The organism is Burkholderia sp. Bp9015, from assembly GCF_003853505.1.
Lineage (GTDB): Bacteria > Pseudomonadota > Gammaproteobacteria > Burkholderiales > Burkholderiaceae > Burkholderia.
In genome coordinates this window covers 1-14,465 of sequence record NZ_QTPZ01000004.1, presented here as the reverse complement: position 1 = coordinate 14,465, position 14,465 = coordinate 1, and the positions used below count along the sequence as shown (strand labels likewise).

The following is a 14,465-nucleotide window of genomic DNA, read 5'->3' as shown; positions in this document are numbered from 1 at the left end:
GTTTTTCGGGAGCGGGGAAACGGTGAGGCTACGCCGCACAAGGCTGCTCACGGATCACGTCGCGTGAGCAGCCGGTTCGTCATCAGTGAGTTTCGTCCTGGTCGGAAGCGTCACCATTCGCGAGATCGTCACGCCAGTTTTTCCACGCGCGGTGCAGCCGGTTCGACGAGATCGGCCGCACGAAGCCGAGCCATTTGCCGACCCGCTCGGGCGGTACGTCGTGTTCGAACAGCTCGGCCGCATAGGTATTGCGCAGCGTTTGCGGACTCGCGCGCGCGGTGCGCGACGACGTCAGCCCCGCGGATTCGACGATCGCGTCGATCGCGCGCAACATCGTCGCCTTGTGCATCGGCCGCCCGGCGTGCGATGCGGGAAACACGAGCTCGCCGGGAATCTCCTGGCGCTTGCGCTCCACGAGCCATGCTTCGAGCAACGCGATCGCGAACGACGCCAGATGGGTTTCGCGCGCGAAATCGGGATGCGTCGACGGGATCTGCAGCGACGTTCCGCTCGTATTGATGCAACTAATCGTTAGCACGCGTGCTTCGCCGGTCTTCACGCCGGCGCCGAGAAACGCGGCGACGAGCGCGCGGTCGCGCCGCTCTTTCCAGTACGCGGAGCCGGACACGCCGATCGGCGAAAACAGGTAGGCCAGCAACTTTGCGCGTTCGGCCGGCGTCAGGAAACCGGTTGGCTCGTTGTCGCGTGCCTGACGCCAGTTCGCTTCGCCATCCTGAGCAATGAAGCGGGCCGGATTGGTGGACGCGAACTCGGTGCGCCGGATGTGGTCGAGCACGCGTTCGATCAGCCGCAAATAACGCATTCGCTGCGTTTTCCGGATCGGAAGCTCGCCGACGAAGTTCGCGATCGTTGCGGTATCGACCGTGGCCAGGTTTTTCTGGTTTGCACGCAGCCACGCAAGAAAGGCGCCCCATTGCGCGCGGTAGACGTCGGCCGACGAACGGCGGTAGTCCTGCATGGCAAGCCACGCGTCGAACGCGGCTTCGGGCGAGATGATCCAGTCAGACGCGCCGCGGTCGAACAGATCCTTTTCTTCCGGGCGTGCCGGGGTGTCGGAGGGCGTGGGAAGGGACATGTTATTTATTCCGTTAGTTGCGTATATGGTAGCCCTTTCCGCAACGTCGCGGACAGCAGGATGCGGGAGCCGCCCACCGTGTCGGACGCTCGGGGCCTGATGTCAGTCGCCCCACGCCTTCGACGGGCGGTGAACGCGCTCGCGGGGCGCCGCTTCCTGCGATTTGGCCGCGGCTTCATACGCGAGGACCGCGAACGAGAACACGGCGGGCAGCGCGTTCGATCGGCCGAAGTCGATCGGATCGTCCGTTTCGGGAAAGGTCATGTCCGATGGCCGTTCGAACAGTTGACGCATGCCGGCCTCGTGCCGGCTGGCAAAACCGAGATCGGCGAGCGCCTCGGCTTCGATCGCGTGCAGCAGGCGCCACGACAGCGGGACGCGCTGACGGATGTAGCGCCCGGCTATATGGCGGACGATCAGTTCGAGGTCGTGCGCGGCAGCCTTGAAGCTGAGCGCGGCCAAATCTTGTTCTTCTGTCATCGCAGGCTCCTGTCGACCGGCGCGGGCGCCTCGGTGCGCCGCCCCGGCCATGCATGGCGGAATGTTCGTTTACTGTACAAACATACAGTATTTTCCGCAACTGGCCTTTCGGCCAGCTAGCCGCATCGTCAGCGATGAATCACGATCAGTAGTGCGCGTGCCTCGGCCTTGCCGGGGTTGCGGATCGCGTGCGGCGTGTCGGCCGGGTAGCGCGCGGTGTCGCCCGCCTTCAGGCGTCGGCTCGCCGCCGCGGCTTCGATTTCCATCGCGCCCTGCAGCACGGTGAGGTGCTCGCGCGTGCCGGGTTCGTGCGCGTTCGACACGAGCGCGCCGCCGCCCGGCAGCGTCAGTTCGTACCACTCGAACTTGCCGGCCAGGTCGATCGGGCCCCATACGCGCAATTGATAGCGGCCGTCGTGGCCGGCGAGCGTCGGGATGTCGTGCGGGCCGTCCACGCGGATCGTCTCCGGCGCTTTCGGCTGAGAGAACAGCTCGTCGAGCGTGATGCCGAGCGCATTCGTGAGCCGCCATGCGACCGCGATCGTCGGATTGGCCTTGTCGCGCTCGATCTCGGAGAGCATCGACTTCGATACGCCAGCCGCGCGCGACAGGTCGTCGAGCGTCAGCTTGCGCTCGTTGCGCAGGCGCTGGATTTGCTCGCCGACGCGCGGCGGCGTCACGCCCGGCGCTTGCGGTGCGGCGCTGGCAGGCGTGCGCCGCGACGCGGAGGAACTTGCCATTTGGTTTCCGTTCGCTTAGAGTTGTTCGGTATTTCGAATTCTAGTTCGGAATATCGGATAAATGCGGTCAACCGAACGACCGACTATAACAGTAGCAGGCCGTTGCGCTGCCGCCACGAGTGGCGCGCGACGGGATGCGAATCCCTGTCAGGAGCTTTGCGATGCGTGATGCCTTTCTCGCCCAGGTGCGCGGGACGCTCGACCAGATCCGCGCGGACGGTTTTTACAAGACCGAGCGCGAGATCGCGAGTCCCCAGGCGGCGGCCGTGCGGCTCGCCGGCGGTGCCGGCGTGCTGAATTTCTGCGCGAACAACTATCTCGGTCTGGCGAACGATCCGCGCCTGATCGCCGCGGCGCAGGCCGGTCTCGACCAGGACGGCTTCGGCATGGCGTCGGTGCGCTTCATCTGCGGCACGCAAACCGTGCACAAGCAGCTCGAAAGCGCGCTGGCATCGTTTCTCGGCACCGAGGACAGCATCCTCTATTCGAGCTGCTTCGATGCGAACGGCGGCCTGTTCGAGACGCTGCTCGACGAGAACGACGCGGTGATCAGCGACGAGCTGAACCACGCAAGCATCATCGACGGCATCCGTCTCTGCAAGGCGAAGCGTTTCCGCTACAAGAACAACGACCTGTCCGACCTCGAGGCGAAGCTGAAGGAAGCCGACGCCGCGGGCGCGCGCCACAAGCTGATCGCGACCGACGGCGTGTTCTCGATGGACGGCATCATCGCCGACCTGAAAGGCATCTGCGACCTCGCCGATCGTTACGGCGCGCTCGTGATGGTCGACGATTCGCACGCGGTCGGCTTCATCGGCGCGCATGGCCGCGGTACGCCCGAGCACTGCGGCGTCGACGGTCGCGTCGACATCATCACCGGCACGCTCGGCAAGGCGCTGGGCGGCGCATCGGGCGGCTACGTCGCGGCCCGCCGCGAGATCGTCGAATTGCTGCGCCAGCGTTCGCGCCCGTACCTGTTCTCGAACACGCTGACGCCGAGCATTGCCGCGGCGTCGTTGAAGGTGCTGGAACTGCTCGGCAGCGACGAAGGGGCGAAGCTGCGCGAACGCGTGCGCGAGAACGGCGCGCGTTTCCGCGAGCAGATGACGGCTGCGGGTTTCACGCTCGTGCCGGGCGCGCATCCGATCATCCCGGTGATGCTCGGCGACGCGCAGCTTGCGACCAACATGGCCGACAAGCTGCTGGCTGAAGGCGTCTACGTGATCGGCTTCTCGTTCCCGGTCGTGCCGCGCGGTCGCGCGCGCATCCGTACGCAGATGAGCGCCGCGCATACGCCCGAACAGATCGATCAGACGGTCGCCGCGTTCGTGCGCGTCGGCAAGTCGCTCGGCATCGTCTGACGGAGGCGCGACCATGAAAGCACTGGCAAAGCTCGAACGCGGCCCGGGCCTCACGCTCACGCGCGTGAAGCGCCCCGAAGTCGGACACAACGACGTGCTGATCAAGATTCGCCGCACGGCGATCTGCGGCACCGACATCCATATCTGGAAGTGGGACGACTGGGCGCAGAAGACGATTCCCGTGCCGATGCACGTCGGTCACGAATACGTCGGCGAGATCGTCGAGATGGGGCAGGAAGTGCGCGGCTTCGCGATCGGCGATCGCGTGTCAGGCGAAGGCCACATCACGTGCGGCTTCTGTCGCAACTGTCGCGCGGGGCGCCGGCATCTGTGCCGCAACACCGTCGGCGTCGGCGTGAACCGTGAAGGCGCGTTCGCCGAGTACCTGGCGATTCCCGCGTTCAACGCGTTCAAGATTCCGCCCGAGATCTCCGACGATCTCGCGTCGATCTTCGATCCGTTCGGCAACGCGACGCATACGGCGCTGTCGTTCAATCTCGTCGGCGAGGACGTGCTGATCACCGGCGCGGGCCCGATCGGCATCATGGCCGTCGCGATCGCGAAGCACGTCGGCGCGCGCAACGTCGTGATCACCGATATCAACGACTACCGGCTCGAGCTCGCGCGCAAGATGGGCGCGACGCGCGCGGTCAACGTCGCGCGCGAGTCGCTGCGCGACGTGATGGCCGACCTGCGCATGACGGAAGGCTTCGACGTCGGTCTCGAGATGTCGGGCGTGCCGAGCGCGTTCACGAGCCTGCTCGAGGCGATGAATCACGGCGGCAAGGTCGCGCTGCTCGGCATTCCGCCCGCGCAGACGGCGATCGACTGGAACCAGGTGATCTTCAAGGGGCTCGAGATCAAGGGCATCTACGGTCGCGAGATGTTCGAGACCTGGTACAAGATGGTCGCGATGCTGCAAAGCGGTCTCGATCTGTCGCCGATCATCACGCATCGCTTTGCGGCGGACGATTACGAGAAAGGCTTCGCCGCGATGCTGTCCGGTGAAAGCGGCAAGGTGATTCTCGACTGGACGGTCTGAGCGCCGGCGGGGCGGTTCGGTACGTTTGCCGGCTGCCCCGCTCGTGCGGGCATGAGCGTTTGTCGGGGCTGGGCCGCTTCGACGAACGCGTAAGGTGAGAATATTCGGGAGCTGTGTTTGCGTACCGAACGGCGGCTCGATCATGCTGCCGCGTGTCGCGCAGGCGTGGAATTCAACGGGCTGCACGTCGTTTCTCGTCAGCGATACGAGGGCGATCGCACTTCGATTCCGCAGCACTCATCGGTGACATGCAATCGCGCATGCACCTCACCCATCAGCGCCGCTCCGCTGCCCACTCCGTCGCGTCGCTCGGCGCGTGCCTTTCTTCCTGCCCTTCCGTTTTCGCTTGTCGTGCCTGAATAGTGGGCCCTTGCCGCATCATCGCGTGTCATGGTTTTGCCCTGCGTCAGCGCCAGCACGTCACCACGCAACCCGGTCACGGCTCGGCCTCGAGGCGTGAGCCGATCACCGACATGCAACTCACCCATCAGCCCGCCAGCCGGCATCGATCGGTGCGCTGCCTGCTATTCGATCCGCTCACCGTTCGGCCATCGCGGCTCGAGTTGCAGACTCAACACGACGAGCCAGCGTTTCGGGCATTGCGGTGCGATTTCGATCAGATCGCCATGCGCGCCGGACACCGTCACGAGTCCGTTTTGCGCTGCATTCCGATACGCGCGCGATGCGTCCGCCTGAAGCCAGAAGCTGACCAGCGCGCACGTGACGAAGCGGAACAGCAGCAATGTCGCGGCTTCCGGCGTGTCGCCCAGCAACACGAGCAGGCTGTCGAACGCGAGCGTCAGCATCTGCGTGACCGCGACGTGATGACCGTCAGCTTCACCAGCCCGCGCATGCGCAGTGCTGCCCGCGTGCGGGCGCGACGTAGTGCGAGCCGCGCGCGATCGTCGTCGCTTTCGTGTCTCACGACGCCGCTCCGGCGCGTTGCGCGACGTCGATCGATGTCGTGTCGGATACAGGCATCGGCGTGCCCGCTACGCCAACCGCCTTGCACAGGATCGCGCTGTCGTAGCTGTGTCCTGCAAACCGCATCACGTCGATCAACCGAAACCCTTCGCGACGATAGAAGTCGACGAGCCGGACAGCCGCATGCGGCGCATCGAGCGCGATGTGCGTCGCGCCACGCGCGGCAGCCCGCCGTTGCGCGAACGCGAGCAGCGCACGGCCGATGCCGCGGTCCTGCCAGACCGGATCGACGGCCAGCTGGCCGAGCGTCGCGACGCGTCGGCTGCGATACGGATCGCAACGCGAATCGGGATCGTGCGGTTGCATCGTGATCGTCGCGACCAGATGCGCGTTGCCGAGCGCGACGAAACACTCGCTGGTGAGCATGCGTTCGCGCGTCGCCGACGCCGGCTGGTCGACGCCCGGACAGTTGAAGCCCGCGGCGCCGAGTGGCGCGTACGCACGATGCAGCAACGCGGTCAGCGACTCATACGAATCGCTGCGCGGATCGAAACGCCGTACCACGACGCGGCCGTCGAGCCGCTTCGCATAAGCCGCATAGGCACGCGCGGAGCGTGCGGATTCCGGTCGCTGCATGATGTCCTTTCGGCCAGACAGGGTGACCGAAGTGTAGTGAGCCCCCCGCGCCAGCTTCAAGAAAAAATGTCGTAAACGCCGGCTGCAATGCGCCGCTCGCCATCGGGACCATGCGGCGATCGGCCCTTCCGACGGCAGGGCCTTTTCACGCGGCTGTTGACGAGGGAGAACGATCGTTCTACCGTAAACCCATGAACACACATGATGACCTCTCCGGCGAACCGGCCGTTCGCGACCGGCTGCTCGACGCGGCCGAGGCGCTGATCTACTCGGGCGGCATCCACGCCACGGGTGTCGATGCGATCGTGAAGCGATCCGGTGCCGCGCGAAAGAGCTTTTATTCGCATTTCGAATCGAAGGAGGCGCTGGTCGTGGCCGCGCTCGAGCGCCGTGACGAACGCTGGATGCGCTGGTTCGTCGACGCGACGCTGGCGCGCGGCAAGTCGCCGCGTGCGCAGTTGCTCGGAATGTTCGATGTGCTGCGCGACTGGTTCGTGGAACCCGATTTTCACGGCTGCGCATTCCTGAACGCGTCCGGTGAAATTGCCGACGCCGACGATCCGGTGCGCGTCGTCGCGCGCATGCACAAGGCGCGCTTGCTCGCGTTCGTGCGCGAGCGGTTCGACGCGTATGCCGACGCAGCCGGGATCGAGCGCCGCGGGCTGGCCCGCCTCGCACGTCAATGGCTGGTGCTGATCGACGGCGCGATCGCCGTGGCGCTCGTCAGCGGCGATGCCGTCGCGGCGCGCGATGCGCGCGCAGCCGCCGAATGCTTGCTCGATGCGGTGTCTCGAGCGTCGCAGTAACGCGTCCCAACCGGCTGCGTTCGTGCGCAGCCCAACCTTGAACAGGAGCATCCCATGTCCGCTTCCCCGGAAGTTCGTCCGCCCGTTCCGCCCTTCACGCTCGACACGGCGCGCCAGAAAGTGCGCGCCGCGGAGGATGCGTGGAACACGCGCGACCCGCTGCGCGTGTCGCTCGCCTATACGCCGCAGAGCCGGTGGCGCAATCGCGCGGAGTTCGTGACGGGCCGCGACGAGATCGTCGGCCTGCTGCAGCGGAAATGGACGCGCGAGCTCGACTACCGGCTGATCAAGGAGCTGTGGGCGTTCGACGGCAATCGCATCGCGGTGCGATTCGCCTACGAATGGCATGACGACGCCGGCAACTGGTTCCGCTCATACGGGAATGAAAACTGGGAGTTCGACGAAAACGGCTTGATGGCGCATCGCCACGCGAGCATCAACGATCTGCCGATTCGCGAAGCGGACCGCCTGTACCACTGGCCGCTCGGCCGCCGTCCGGACGATCATCCCGGCCTGTCCGATCTCGGGCTGTGACGCAGCACGATGACGACGCGTGAACGCGTTCGATCACGCATCGAGCGTGCCGCCTGTGCTCAACGGTGAGGAAATTCGGGAGCCGTGTATTGAGGTGAGAGTTTTCGGGAGAAGGAGCGATTCCGTGCGGGACGGTGTGATTCTTCACGTCCCGCGTCTCACCGATCATTCTTCGCAGGAAACGGCGCGATTGCGCTGACGGAAGCGCCGTGCGCATTGCAGTGCTCGCGCTTTCGTTGCGTTGCCCGCGCGCGAAACGAATGCGACATCGACACTGGCGGGATTCGATCGGTGTGTAGCGATGCGCGATGCAACTCACCGCTCGACTTCGACGTGATGCCGGTTACGGCGATGGATCGACACGTGACCGTGCGTGTCACCGCATCGCGTTGCTCACCGTTCGAAATCACATCGATACCGACACGCGCGCGTCCAGGCCCGCACATCGGAATCAACCAGGGTGCGCGGCAGCCGGTCGTGTTGCTCACCCCTGAACATGCATCCATCGACCACCTGCGCGCGCCCTGCGCATCGTTCCGTCAGCCTGCGATCCGCGCCGCGATCGCTTCACCCACTTCCTGCGTTCCTGCCTGGCCGCCGAGATCGCGCGTGCGCGGCCCGGTGCGCAGCACGTCCTCGATCGCCGCGACGATCGCATCGTGCGCTTCGCGTTCGCGGCCCGCGCCGTTGCCGAGGAAGTCGAGCATCATCGCCGCCGACCAGATCATCGCAATCGGGTTCGCGACGTACTGGCCCGCGATGTCCGGCGCGGAGCCGTGCACCGGTTCGAACAGCGACGGAAACGTGCGATCCGGGTTCAGGTTCGCCGACGGCGCGATGCCGATCGTGCCCGTGCAGGCCGGCCCGAGGTCGGACAGGATGTCGCCGAACAGGTTCGACGCGACCACGACGTCGAAGCGGTCGGGCTGCAGCACGAAGCGCGCGCACAGGATGTCGATGTGCTGCTTGTCGACGGCGATCTCGGGATAGCGCTCGCCCATCTCGGCCGCGCGCGCGTCCCACCACGGCATGCTGATCGCGATGCCGTTGCTCTTCGTCGCGACGGTCAGGCGCTTCGCGCGGCGCTGCGCGAGCTCGAACGCGAACTTCAGCACGCGCTCGGTGCCGTGACGCGTGAAGATCGACTGCTGCATGACCACTTCGCGCTCGGTGCCTTCGAACATCGTGCCGCCGACCGACGAATATTCGCCTTCGGTGTTCTCGCGCACGATCATGAAGTCGATGTCGCCCGCGTTGCGGCCGGCGAGCGGCGACGGCACGCCGTCGAACAGGCGCGCGGGCCGCAGGTTGATGTACTGGTCGAACTCGCGGCGGAATTTCAGCAGCGAACCCCACAGCGAAATGTGGTCGGGCACCGTCGCGGGCCAGCCGACCGCACCGAACAGGATCGCGTCCATGTCCGACAGCTGTGCCTTCCAGTCGTCCGGCATCATCTTGCCGTGCTGGGCGTAGTAGTCGCAGCTCGCCCAGTCGATCTGTTCGAACTGGAAACGGATGCCGAAGCGCGCCGTCACGGCGTCGAGCGCGCGCAGGCCCTCGGGCATCACTTCACGGCCGATGCCGTCACCGGGGATGACGGCAATCCTGTACGTCTTGTCGCTCATGCAAGCCTCCTTGGCTGTTCGGGCCGCCGGCAGCGTGCGCAGCGGAACGTGACGCCATTTTATTTATTTCCATTCAGATTAAAATCGTGCGAAAGGTTAATCGACTTTCCACGAATCGTGAACAAATCGCCGAATCTCGACGACCTGCGCGTCTTCAGCCTGGTCGTCCGCCTGACGAGCTTCAGCGCGGCCGCCGAGCAGCTCGCGGTGTCGCCCGCGTACGTCAGCAAGCGCATCGCGCTGCTCGAGGCGCAGCTCGGCACGCGGCTGCTGCATCGGTCGACGCGCCGCGTGACGGTCACCGAGGCCGGCGAACGCGTGTTCGCGCGTGCCGAGAAGATTCTCGACGACGTCGATCATCTCGTCGAGGATGTCTCGACCACGCGCTCGGTGCCGCGCGGCACGCTGCGCATTTCGAGCAGCTTCGGCTTCGGCCGCCACGTCGTCGCGCCGGCGTTGCTCGACTTCTCCGCGCGCTATCCGCAGCTGAACGTGCGGCTCGATCTGTTCGACCGGCTCGTCGACGTCGCGGGCGAAGGCTACGACCTCGACGTGCGCATCGGCGACGAGATCGCCGATCACCTGATCGCGCGCCGCCTTGCCGCGAACTACCGCGTGCTGTGTGCGTCGCCCGACTATCTCGCACGACGCGGCACGCCGCGCACGCTCGCGGATCTCGCGTCGCACGACTGCCTCGCGATCAAGGAGCGCGACCATCCGTTCGGCGTGTGGCGGCTGAACCTGCGCGGAGAAACGGCAACGGTGAAGGTCGGCGGCGCGCTGTCGACGAACCACGGCGAGGTGGCCGTGCAATGGGCGCTGGCCGGGCGCGGGATCGTGCTGCGCTCGATCTGGGAGGCGGGGCCGCTGATCGAACGCGGCGCGCTGCGGCGCGTGCTGCCGGACGTGATTCAGCCGGCGAACATCTGGGCGGTCTATCCGGAACGCGTCGCGGCTTCGGCGAAGGTGCGCGTGTGCGTCGATTTTCTGGCGGAGGCGCTCGCCGGGTTGAATGCCACGGCGAGCGACGATGCGGGCTGAAATCGGCGAAAGGTGAGCTTTTACGGGGGCATGTTTGCGACGTCGGCACATGCCCGTTTTGGGCGTGCCATCGCGTCATGGGCCGACACGACGCAACAGGCAGCGATACGTCGATGGCCGCGAGGCACGAGCCCGACCGACGATGATGCCCGCACCCGCACCCGCACCCGCACCCGCACCCGCACCCGCACCCGCACCCGCACCCGCACCCGCACCCGCACCCGCACCCAAACCGCGGCTCACACCCGCGGCTCCGGCGTTCAAGCCGCTTGCGCAGCGCTCTCCGTGCCGAGCATCAGGTCGAGATTCTGCACGGCCGCGCCGGATGCCCCCTTGCCGAGATTGTCGAACACGGCGGACAGCAGCACCTGACCGTGATCGTCATTGACGAACACGCTCAGCCGCAGGTCGTTCGTACCGTTCAGCGCCTGCGGATCGAGATGCGTGATCGTGCGCGTATCCGCGAGCGGCGTGACCTCGACATGGCGCGCGCCGGCGTAATGGTGCGCGAGACACGTGTGCAGCAACTCACCAGTCACGCCGGCCGGAAGAAGGCGCAGCTCGATCGGCACCGTCAGCACGATGCCCTGCCGATAGGCGCCGTAAGCCGGCACGAACAGCGGACGATGCGCGAGCCCGGCATGCAGCTGGATCTCGGGCGCATGCTTGTGCGCGAGCGCGAGGCCGTAGACCTGCAGCGGTTTCGCGCGCGCGGCGTCGTTCGATTCGAATGCGTCGACGGCGGCGCGGCCGCCGCCCGAGTAACCGGACACCGCATGGATGCTCACCGGGTAGTCGCGCGGCAGCAGGCCGGCCTGTTGCAGCGGCCGCAGCAGCGCGACCGCGCCTGTCGGATAGCAGCCCGGATTGGTGACGCGCCGCGCGCGTGCGATGGTCTGCGCGTGCCCGTCTGCCATCTCGGGGAAACCGTAGACCCATTCCGGTTCGGTGCGATGGGCCGAGCTCGCATCGATCACGCGTACCGCCGGATTCCGGATGAAGCCGACCGCTTCGCGCGCGGCGGCGTCGGGCAGGCACAGAATCGCGATATCGCATGCATTGATCGCTTCGGCGCGGCGCGCGGGGTCCTTGCGCTCGGCATCCGGCAGCGTGACGAGCCGCAGGTCGGTGCGATCCCGCAGGCGCTCGTGGATCTGCAGTCCGGTCGTACCTTGGTCGCCGTCGATATAGACAGTAGGGAGGCTCATGATGGTCGCGTTCCTCGTTTCGGGCATCGGGAAAGCCGTATCGTCCATCGAACGCCTAGAATAGGAAAAGTTGAATTTCCTGATGACCAGATTCAGTTTTCCTGAACGAGAGGTGGGCATGCGCGAGATCAGTCTGGACCGGCTGCGTACGCTGGTCGCAATCGCCGACCAGGGATCCTTCGTGGCCGCCGCGCAATTGCTTCATCTTGCGCCGCCGACGGTCAGCCTTCATGTCGCCGAACTCGAAAGCCGCATCGGTGCGCCATTGCTGTCGCGCACGCGCGGCAACGTACAGCCGTCGACGATCGGTGCGGTGCTGGTGGAGCGGGCGCGCCGTCTGCTGGCCGAGGTCGAGTCGACCCTCGACGATGTCGAGCGGCAGGTGCAGGGTTTGACCGGGCGCGTGCGCCTCGGCGCGTCGACCGGGGCGATCGCCCATCTGCTGCCGCAGGCGGTGGCCCGGCTGCGCGAGCAGCATCCGGACATCGATGTCCAGATCGCGGTGCTCACGTCGCACGACACACTGGCGCGGCTTGCGCAGGGCTCGCTCGACGTCGGGCTGGTCGCCCTGCCGCAGGCGGCGGTCGCGGGGCTGTCGATCCGCGCGTGGCGGCGCGATCCGGTGCTGGCCTTTCTTCCCGCGGACTGGCGGCTGCCGGCACGCGTGACGCCGGCCTATCTGGCCGCACGCCCGCTGATTCTCAACGATGCGACCACCCGCCTGTCGCGGCTCACGACGGAATGGTTCGCGCTCGGCGGCCACCGGCCCGAGCCGCGCATCGAACTCAACTACAACGATGCGATCAAGAGCCTGGTCGCCGCGGGTTACGGCGCGACGCTGCTGCCGCACGAGGCGGGCGCCCCGTTGCCCGACCCACGCATCGTCATGCGGCCGCTGCGTCCGGCGTTGTGGCGCGAACTGGGCATCGCGCATCGGGCCGGCCCGGTCGAGCGGTCGACCCAGCACGTGCTCGACGCGTTGTGGGCGCTCGGCGCGCGCTAGGGCGCTCAGGGAACCGCGCCGCCGTCCTACAGCCGGTTGTCCTTCGCGAGCATCAGCACGCGCGCCCAGCGCTGCGCATCGCGCTTGTCCATCATCGGCAGTTTCCATTCGCCGCGCACCGCGTCGCGCACGCGCACGACGAGATGCCAGCGGCCGCCGATCGGCGCCGCCTCGCAGCCGTCGAGCTGCGACAACGTATAGCGGCCGTCCGCGCCGTCGTGCGACAGCCACAGCAGCCCCTGCGTCGCGGACACGCGCACCTCGCCCCACGCGCGATGCACGATGTGGGTCCAGCCTTGTTCCTTCGTGTTCGGTGCGATGTCGCGGCGGCGCTTGATCCACCATGCGATCAGCGCGATCAGGATCGCGGCGGCGAGCACGGCGGCCGCGATCGCGACCAGCTGGCCGAACTGCGCGGCGATGACGTGAAACAGGTGGACGGCGCCCCATCCCAGGGCGATGAGCGCGAACAGCGCAATGAAGATCGGCATGTCGAATCGGAACAGAGGACGGACCGGCGCAGCCTGCACGCCGGTCCGTCGCACACGGCATCACCGGCGGCGGTGAATGTCGTGCGTGACGAAGCCCGCGTCGTTGGTGGGCAGCGCGAGGCCGTCCTTGACCGCGAGCGTCTTGCGGATGTCGTCGAGACCCGCGCACCAGTGGTCGCGCATCGTCGACAGACCGAACTGATAGTCCTTGTAGTGGTGCTCGTACGCCTTCTGCTGATAGATCAGGTGCTGGATGTTGTACTTCTTCCCGCTCGACATCGCTTCAGCCTCGATGCACCACGGGTCGTTCTTGCGCTGCTCTTCCGGCACCTGCTCGAGCACGTGGCGCAGCACGTTGCGGTAGCGCTGTTCGCGCTGCAGCGTATCGGTGACGAAACGCGTGCGGCTCGAATACTGCACGTCCTTCGTGCGTTCCGCGACGTCGGCCATCGTGCGCGGCAGCGGCCCGCGTGCGCTCCACAGATCGACCTGGAACGCGAGCGTGTCGCGCCGCGGACGCGCGCGCAGCACTTCCATCAGCGGCGTGTTCGACACGACGCCGCCGTCCCAGTAATACTCGCCGTCGATCTCGACCGGCGGGAACGCGGGCGGCAGTGCGCCGGACGCCATGAAGTGCTCGGGTTCGAGGCGGATGCGCGAGTTGTCGAAGTACACGAAGTTGCCGGTGCCGACGTTGACCGCGCCGACCGACACGCGCGTCTCGCCCGAGTTGATCCGGTCGAAATCGCACAGCTTGAGCAGCGTCGCGCGCAGTGCCGACGTGTCGTACCAGCTGATCTTTTCCGGATGATCGGACACGCCCGGCAGCGGCGGCGGGAAGCGCGGCGAGAAGAAGCCCTGCTGGCCCTGCATCATCGCGCTTGCGGCCTGCGATGCGGTGAAGAACGTGCGGACCTGGTCGATGCTGTTGAACAGCGCGAATTCGAACGCGGCCGGAATCGCGGGAAAGAACGCCGGCTGGCAGATCGTTTCCCAGAATTGGCGCAGCCGCTCGACGCGATGTTCGGGCGCATTGCCGGCGATCAGCGCGGTGTTGAGCGCGCCGATCGAGATGCCTGCGATCCAGTCGAGCGGAACGCCCGCTTCGTGCAGCCCTTCGAACACGCCGGCCTGATACGCGCCGAGCGCGCCGCCGCCCTGCAGGACGAGCGCGATGGTTTCGTACGGCAGCGACCGCGCAGCGGCCGGCGCGCCGGCTTCGTGTTGCAGGTCCGCCGCATCGACGGCCTGCTTTTCTGTACGCGCGTGCGGTTTCATCAGTTGCTCCGAGAAATCCCGCCGTGGACGGCGGTGACGGATGGCGTGGCGTCGACTGACGGCACGCCATCGCAAGAATGGGCGGTAGTACGGGAATCGCCTCCCGTCAGGGAGGCGAGGACCTTACTGCATGAACCAGCCGTGGCTGACGACGAACGACTGGCCCGTGAGCGCGGCGCTCGGGAACGCCGACAGGAACA

Annotated in this window: 16 protein-coding genes; 6 read left to right on the top strand and 10 right to left on the bottom strand. The window is 66.6% G+C overall.

All coding sequences use genetic code 11. The features are described from left to right. Positions 1 to 82 precede the first annotated feature (82 nt). The 3 genes from DIE12_RS06065 to DIE12_RS06055 form a co-directional block, all read right to left on the bottom strand. The gene (locus tag DIE12_RS06065; RefSeq protein ID WP_124485971.1) at positions 83 to 1,096 is read right to left on the bottom strand and encodes a tyrosine-type recombinase/integrase; all 1,014 of its coding nucleotides are present in this window, start codon (positions 1,094 to 1,096) and stop codon (positions 83 to 85) included. 102 nt (positions 1,097 to 1,198) lie between these two features. Further along, positions 1,199 to 1,576: a DUF2471 family protein gene (locus DIE12_RS06060; protein WP_124485970.1), complete on the bottom strand. Its 378-nt coding sequence runs from the start codon at positions 1,574 to 1,576 to the stop codon at positions 1,199 to 1,201. A 128-nt stretch (positions 1,577 to 1,704) separates the two neighbouring features. Then, positions 1,705 to 2,316 carry a helix-turn-helix domain-containing protein gene (locus tag DIE12_RS06055; RefSeq protein ID WP_124485969.1) on the bottom strand — a complete coding sequence of 204 codons (612 nt, stop codon included), beginning with the start codon at positions 2,314 to 2,316 and terminating at the stop codon, positions 1,705 to 1,707. 161 nt (positions 2,317 to 2,477) lie between these two features. On the opposite strand from DIE12_RS06055, the gene DIE12_RS06050 reads away from it, so the two are divergent. Together DIE12_RS06050 and tdh are read left to right on the top strand one after the other, a co-directional pair. Then, the gene (locus DIE12_RS06050; RefSeq protein WP_124485968.1) at positions 2,478 to 3,677 is read left to right on the top strand and encodes a glycine C-acetyltransferase; all 1,200 of its coding nucleotides are present in this window, start codon (positions 2,478 to 2,480) and stop codon (positions 3,675 to 3,677) included. Between the two features lie 13 nt (positions 3,678 to 3,690). After that, positions 3,691 to 4,719 (top strand): L-threonine 3-dehydrogenase, encoded by a 1,029-nt coding sequence (tdh, locus tag DIE12_RS06045; protein ID WP_044848754.1) that lies wholly within the window; start codon positions 3,691 to 3,693, stop codon positions 4,717 to 4,719. 524 nt (positions 4,720 to 5,243) lie between these two features. On the opposite strand, the gene DIE12_RS06040 is transcribed toward tdh, so the two are convergent. Beyond that, complete coding sequence (locus tag DIE12_RS06040) at positions 5,244 to 5,525, bottom strand: hypothetical protein (protein WP_260427253.1); 282 nt, start codon at positions 5,523 to 5,525, stop codon at positions 5,244 to 5,246. A 115-nt stretch (positions 5,526 to 5,640) separates the two neighbouring features. Then, positions 5,641 to 6,279, bottom strand: a complete 639-nt coding sequence (locus DIE12_RS06035; protein WP_124485967.1) for a GNAT family N-acetyltransferase — start codon at positions 6,277 to 6,279, stop codon at positions 5,641 to 5,643. Positions 6,280 to 6,470: 191 nt separating this feature from the next. On the opposite strand from DIE12_RS06035, the gene DIE12_RS06030 reads away from it, so the two are divergent. Both DIE12_RS06030 and DIE12_RS06025 read left to right on the top strand, forming a co-directional pair. Then, positions 6,471 to 7,085: a TetR/AcrR family transcriptional regulator gene (locus DIE12_RS06030; RefSeq protein WP_124485966.1), complete on the top strand. Its 615-nt coding sequence runs from the start codon at positions 6,471 to 6,473 to the stop codon at positions 7,083 to 7,085. A 54-nt stretch (positions 7,086 to 7,139) separates the two neighbouring features. Continuing rightward, entirely contained in the window at positions 7,140 to 7,619 is a 480-nt protein-coding gene (locus DIE12_RS06025) for a nuclear transport factor 2 family protein (RefSeq protein ID WP_124485965.1), read from the top strand. A gap of 158 nt (positions 7,620 to 7,777) precedes the next feature. On the opposite strand, the gene DIE12_RS06020 is transcribed toward DIE12_RS06025, so the two are convergent. Further along, positions 7,778 to 8,107, bottom strand: a complete 330-nt coding sequence (locus tag DIE12_RS06020) for a hypothetical protein (protein ID WP_124485964.1) — start codon at positions 8,105 to 8,107, stop codon at positions 7,778 to 7,780. A 51-nt stretch (positions 8,108 to 8,158) separates the two neighbouring features. After that, positions 8,159 to 9,244, bottom strand: coding sequence for a tartrate dehydrogenase (locus DIE12_RS06015; protein WP_044848750.1), 1,086 nt, complete (start codon positions 9,242 to 9,244; stop codon positions 8,159 to 8,161). Between the two features lie 117 nt (positions 9,245 to 9,361). Between DIE12_RS06015 and DIE12_RS06010 the strand changes: the two genes are divergently transcribed. Continuing rightward, positions 9,362 to 10,285: a LysR substrate-binding domain-containing protein gene (locus DIE12_RS06010; RefSeq protein ID WP_124485963.1), complete on the top strand. Its 924-nt coding sequence runs from the start codon at positions 9,362 to 9,364 to the stop codon at positions 10,283 to 10,285. A gap of 260 nt (positions 10,286 to 10,545) precedes the next feature. Here the strand turns inward: DIE12_RS06010 and argC are convergent, their stop codons facing one another. After that, on the bottom strand, positions 10,546 to 11,493 hold the full coding sequence (gene argC, locus DIE12_RS06000; RefSeq protein ID WP_124485962.1) for an N-acetyl-gamma-glutamyl-phosphate reductase: 948 nt from the start codon (positions 11,491 to 11,493) through the stop codon (positions 10,546 to 10,548). 118 nt (positions 11,494 to 11,611) lie between these two features. Between argC and DIE12_RS05995 the strand changes: the two genes are divergently transcribed. Beyond that, a complete protein-coding gene (locus DIE12_RS05995; RefSeq protein WP_044849281.1) occupies positions 11,612 to 12,496 on the top strand; it encodes a LysR family transcriptional regulator in 885 nt (294 codons plus the stop codon). A 26-nt stretch (positions 12,497 to 12,522) separates the two neighbouring features. Here DIE12_RS05995 and DIE12_RS05990 read toward each other — a convergent pair whose 3' ends face one another. Together DIE12_RS05990 and DIE12_RS05985 are read right to left on the bottom strand one after the other, a co-directional pair. After that, positions 12,523 to 12,987, bottom strand: coding sequence for a hypothetical protein (locus DIE12_RS05990; protein ID WP_124485961.1), 465 nt, complete (start codon positions 12,985 to 12,987; stop codon positions 12,523 to 12,525). Positions 12,988 to 13,047: 60 nt separating this feature from the next. Further along, complete coding sequence (locus tag DIE12_RS05985; RefSeq protein ID WP_185500303.1) at positions 13,048 to 14,265, bottom strand: patatin-like phospholipase family protein; 1,218 nt, start codon at positions 14,263 to 14,265, stop codon at positions 13,048 to 13,050. Positions 14,266 to 14,465 lie beyond the last annotated feature (200 nt).

Bases quoted from the DNA above. Each gene is read 5' to 3' on its own strand.
- DIE12_RS06065 (WP_124485971.1), bottom strand. From the start codon at position 1,096: ATGTCCCTTCCCACGCCCTCCGACACCCCGGCACGCCCGGAAGAAAAG.
- DIE12_RS06060 (WP_124485970.1), bottom strand. From the start codon at position 1,576: ATGACAGAAGAACAAGATTTGGCCGCGCTCAGCTTCAAGGCTGCCGCG.
- DIE12_RS06055 (WP_124485969.1), bottom strand. From the start codon at position 2,316: ATGGCAAGTTCCTCCGCGTCGCGGCGCACGCCTGCCAGCGCCGCACCG.
- DIE12_RS06050 (WP_124485968.1), top strand. From the start codon at position 2,478: ATGCGTGATGCCTTTCTCGCCCAGGTGCGCGGGACGCTCGACCAGATC.
- tdh (WP_044848754.1), top strand. From the start codon at position 3,691: ATGAAAGCACTGGCAAAGCTCGAACGCGGCCCGGGCCTCACGCTCACG.
- DIE12_RS06040 (WP_260427253.1), bottom strand. From the start codon at position 5,525: ATGCTGACGCTCGCGTTCGACAGCCTGCTCGTGTTGCTGGGCGACACG.
- DIE12_RS06035 (WP_124485967.1), bottom strand. From the start codon at position 6,279: ATGCAGCGACCGGAATCCGCACGCTCCGCGCGTGCCTATGCGGCTTAT.
- DIE12_RS06030 (WP_124485966.1), top strand. From the start codon at position 6,471: ATGAACACACATGATGACCTCTCCGGCGAACCGGCCGTTCGCGACCGG.
- DIE12_RS06025 (WP_124485965.1), top strand. From the start codon at position 7,140: ATGTCCGCTTCCCCGGAAGTTCGTCCGCCCGTTCCGCCCTTCACGCTC.
- DIE12_RS06015 (WP_044848750.1), bottom strand. From the start codon at position 9,244: ATGAGCGACAAGACGTACAGGATTGCCGTCATCCCCGGTGACGGCATC.
- argC (WP_124485962.1), bottom strand. From the start codon at position 11,493: ATGAGCCTCCCTACTGTCTATATCGACGGCGACCAAGGTACGACCGGA.
- DIE12_RS05995 (WP_044849281.1), top strand. From the start codon at position 11,612: ATGCGCGAGATCAGTCTGGACCGGCTGCGTACGCTGGTCGCAATCGCC.
- DIE12_RS05990 (WP_124485961.1), bottom strand. From the start codon at position 12,987: ATGCCGATCTTCATTGCGCTGTTCGCGCTCATCGCCCTGGGATGGGGC.
- DIE12_RS05985 (WP_185500303.1), bottom strand. From the start codon at position 14,265: ATGAAACCGCACGCGCGTACAGAAAAGCAGGCCGTCGATGCGGCGGAC.